Consider the following 2,741-nt stretch of genomic DNA (forward strand, 5'->3'; position numbering starts at 1 on the left):
GCCCCGGCCCTGGCGGCGGCGGACGTGGGTCTGGCGGTCGGCGGCGGCTCGGACGTGGCGATCGAGAGCGCGGACGTGATCCTGACGGGCGGCGACCTGCGCGGCGCTGTCAGCGCCATCGGCCTGTCGCGGGCGACCATGGGCAACATCCGCCAGAACCTGGCCTGGGCGTTCGGCTATAATGTGCTGCTGATCCCGGTGGCGGCGGGCGTTCTCTATCCGGTCTTCGGCCTGATGCTGTCGCCCATGCTGGCGGCGGGGGCCATGGCCCTGTCCAGCGTCAGCGTGGTGCTGAACGCCCTGCGCTTGCGGGCCTTCAAACCCCATATCGGTTCGAACAGCGTGAAGGGAGCCGCGTGATGAACATCGGCAAGGCGGCACAGGCCAGCGGCGTCACGCCCAAGATGATCCGCTATTATGAAGCGCAAGGGTTGATCCGCCCGGCGGACCGGACCGAAGGCAACTATCGCGACTTTTCAGAACGCGACCTGAATGATCTGCGCTTCATCCGTCGGGCGCGGGGACTGGGGTTCTCGATCGAGGAGATCGGCCGCCTGCTGTCGCTATGGCGCGATGGGGCTCGGCCTAGCCGCGAGGTCAAGGCCATGGCCGAGAAGCACCTGGTCGATCTGGATGCCCGCATTCTGGAGATGCGCGAGATGGCGGACACCCTGCGTCACCTGGCCAATTGCTGCGCCGGTGACGAGCGGCCGGACTGCCCGATCCTGTCTGACCTGGCGGGCGATCCGTCGCAGGACGCAGCCGGTGCGACCGCTTGACCTTCCTATGATGGCAAGGGGTCCAATGAACTGTCGCGTATCAAGAAAAGGAGCATCGTCATGATCTCGCTCACCATTCCGAAAATCCGCTGCGGCGGTTGCGTCGCTTCGGTCGAGAAGGCCGTCCTGTCCGTCGATCCGGCGGCCAAGGTCACGGCTGACGTCCCGGCGCGCCGGGTCGAGGTCGAGACGACGGCGTCCCCTCAATCCCTGGCCGCCGCCTTGGCGGCGGCCGGCTATCCCGTTCAGGAGAACTGAAGATGAAGATGCCTGTTAAACTGGCGGCGGTCGCTATCGGGGCGTTGGCTGTCGGCGGCGGCGTGTTTCTGGCCGAGGGCTTCGCCAAGCCCGCCGAGGCCGCTGTCATGACCGTCTACAAGAGCGACTCCTGCGGTTGCTGCGGCGGCTGGGTCGATCACATTCGGCGCTCGGGCTTCGAGGTCAATGTGATCGCGACCGACGAACTGGTCCCGGTGAAGCAGCGTCTGGACGTGCCGCAGTCGCTGTGGGGCTGCCATACGGCGGTGATCGACGGCAAGGTGATCGAGGGTCACGTTCCGGCGGCGGGCGTGAAGGCCTTTCTGAAGAACCCCGGTCAGGCGCGCGGCATCGGCGTGCCCGGCATGCCGACGGGATCGCCCGGTATGGAAGCGCCCGGTTATGAACCGGACCGCTATGACGTCATGACCTTCGGCGAGGGCGCGCCGGCGCGCTTCATGACCTTTGTGGGCGCTGATCCGGCCTGATCCAGCGCCGGACAGGCTAAAAAGACGACGGCGGCGTCCCTTGCGGGACGCCGCCGTTTCTCGTTCCGGCCGGGGCAGGAGGCCGGAGCGAAAGTCTTTGGCCGTTAGGCCAGAACCATGATGGCGACGCGGCGGTTTTGCGCGCGGCCTTCACGGGTGTTGTTCGGCGCGACCGGCTTGGCGGCGCCGTAGGAGATGGTCGCCATGCGGTTCAGGGCGATGCCCTGATCGCTCAGGAAGCGACGCACAGCTTCGGCGCGTTCCTGGCCCAGACGCTCGTTGATCTGGTCGTTGCCGGTCGAGTCGGTGTGGCCCTGGATTTCCAGATAGACGTTGGCGTTTTCGGCGCGCAGGCGCTGAACCAGTTCAGCCAGACGCTGCTCGGCCTCCGGCGACAGTTCGGTGTGGTTGACCGGGAACTTCACCGAGTCGTCCGACAGCACGACCTCGTACAGGAACTTGCCCTGGGCCAGTTTGTGCGCGGCGTTAGCGCGGGCCAGGGCTTCGCCCGCCGTGCCTTCAACCTGGGTGACGTGAGCGTCGACGCCGTCGACGCGCTCATTCACGACCTGCACGTTGTCGCGGACGAACCGGTGGCTGGCGCAGCCGCTGACGGCGATGCCGAGAACGGCGACGGCGCCGATGACAGCGGTCCTAGATGCCAATTTGATCAAATTCAGTCTCCTTCGTGCCCGGCCCAACTCCGGGGGATGTTACGCGCCGCACCGGTGTCGGTTGCAAAACGGCGGAGCAAAGACGCGCGAAGAAGTGAAAAGGTTCAGCTTGACTGTAAAAAAATTTCAACAATCGACGTTTTTGCTGTTCTGAGCCGATTTATGGTCTGGCTTGTTGTCGCCATTTTCCTGACGTGCTGGGATGGTCATTGTCGAATATCAAAGGGCGAGGAAAATCTATTGATAGCTTTGGTGTTTGGGGCCATCCACAACTACGAATCCCATGACGGCAAGGCTTGGGGAGCCTCGGGGTGAAAGCGGGGTCTCATCGCCGTCGGAACAAGGCCGGCCCGATCCTGGGCAGCCTGGTCGCGCATGGTTTGATCCTGGCGCTGATCATTGCTGCGCCGGTTGAACGACCGCCGGAGGCTCCGGTTCCGCCGGCAGTCGAGGTGATGCTGGTCGACCCGCCGGAGCCTCCGCCTCCGCCGCCGCCTTCGGAACCTGCGCCGGGCGATGCGCCAGCGGGCGGCTCGGAGGCT

At 65.3% G+C, this 2,741-nt stretch carries 4 protein-coding genes and 2 pseudogenes; 5 read left to right on the forward strand and 1 reads right to left on the reverse strand.

Annotation, left to right across the window (positions count from 1 at the left end; genetic code table 11):
* The 4 genes and pseudogenes from RT567_RS15795 to RT567_RS15810 form a co-directional block, all read left to right on the forward strand.
* A pseudogene (locus RT567_RS15795) lies at nt 1-360 on the forward strand (heavy metal translocating P-type ATPase); the annotation flags it as partial.
* On the forward strand, nt 360-779 hold the full coding sequence (gene cueR / locus RT567_RS15800; RefSeq protein ID WP_313577175.1) for a Cu(I)-responsive transcriptional regulator: 420 nt from the start codon (nt 360-362) through the stop codon (nt 777-779). The pseudogene RT567_RS15795 and the gene cueR, both read left to right, overlap by 1 nt.
* 60 nt (nt 780-839) lie before the next feature.
* Nucleotides 840-1,037: a heavy-metal-associated domain-containing protein gene (locus tag RT567_RS15805; RefSeq protein ID WP_313577176.1), complete on the forward strand. Its 198-nt coding sequence runs from the start codon at nt 840-842 to the stop codon at nt 1,035-1,037.
* 2 nt (nt 1,038-1,039) lie between these two features.
* Nucleotides 1,040-1,525, forward strand: a complete 486-nt coding sequence (locus tag RT567_RS15810; protein WP_313577177.1) for a DUF411 domain-containing protein — start codon at nt 1,040-1,042, stop codon at nt 1,523-1,525.
* Nucleotides 1,526-1,629: 104 nt separating this feature from the next.
* On the opposite strand, the gene RT567_RS15815 is transcribed toward RT567_RS15810, so the two are convergent.
* The gene (locus RT567_RS15815) at nt 1,630-2,190 is read right to left on the reverse strand and encodes an OmpA family protein (RefSeq protein ID WP_374759269.1); all 561 of its coding nucleotides are present in this window, start codon (nt 2,188-2,190) and stop codon (nt 1,630-1,632) included.
* A gap of 320 nt (nt 2,191-2,510) precedes the next feature.
* On the opposite strand from RT567_RS15815, the pseudogene RT567_RS15820 reads away from it, so the two are divergent.
* Nucleotides 2,511-2,741, forward strand: a pseudogene (locus RT567_RS15820) (hypothetical protein); the annotation flags it as partial.

Source organism: Brevundimonas sp. (assembly GCF_032107865.1).
In the GTDB taxonomy this organism is placed as follows: domain Bacteria; phylum Pseudomonadota; class Alphaproteobacteria; order Caulobacterales; family Caulobacteraceae; genus Brevundimonas.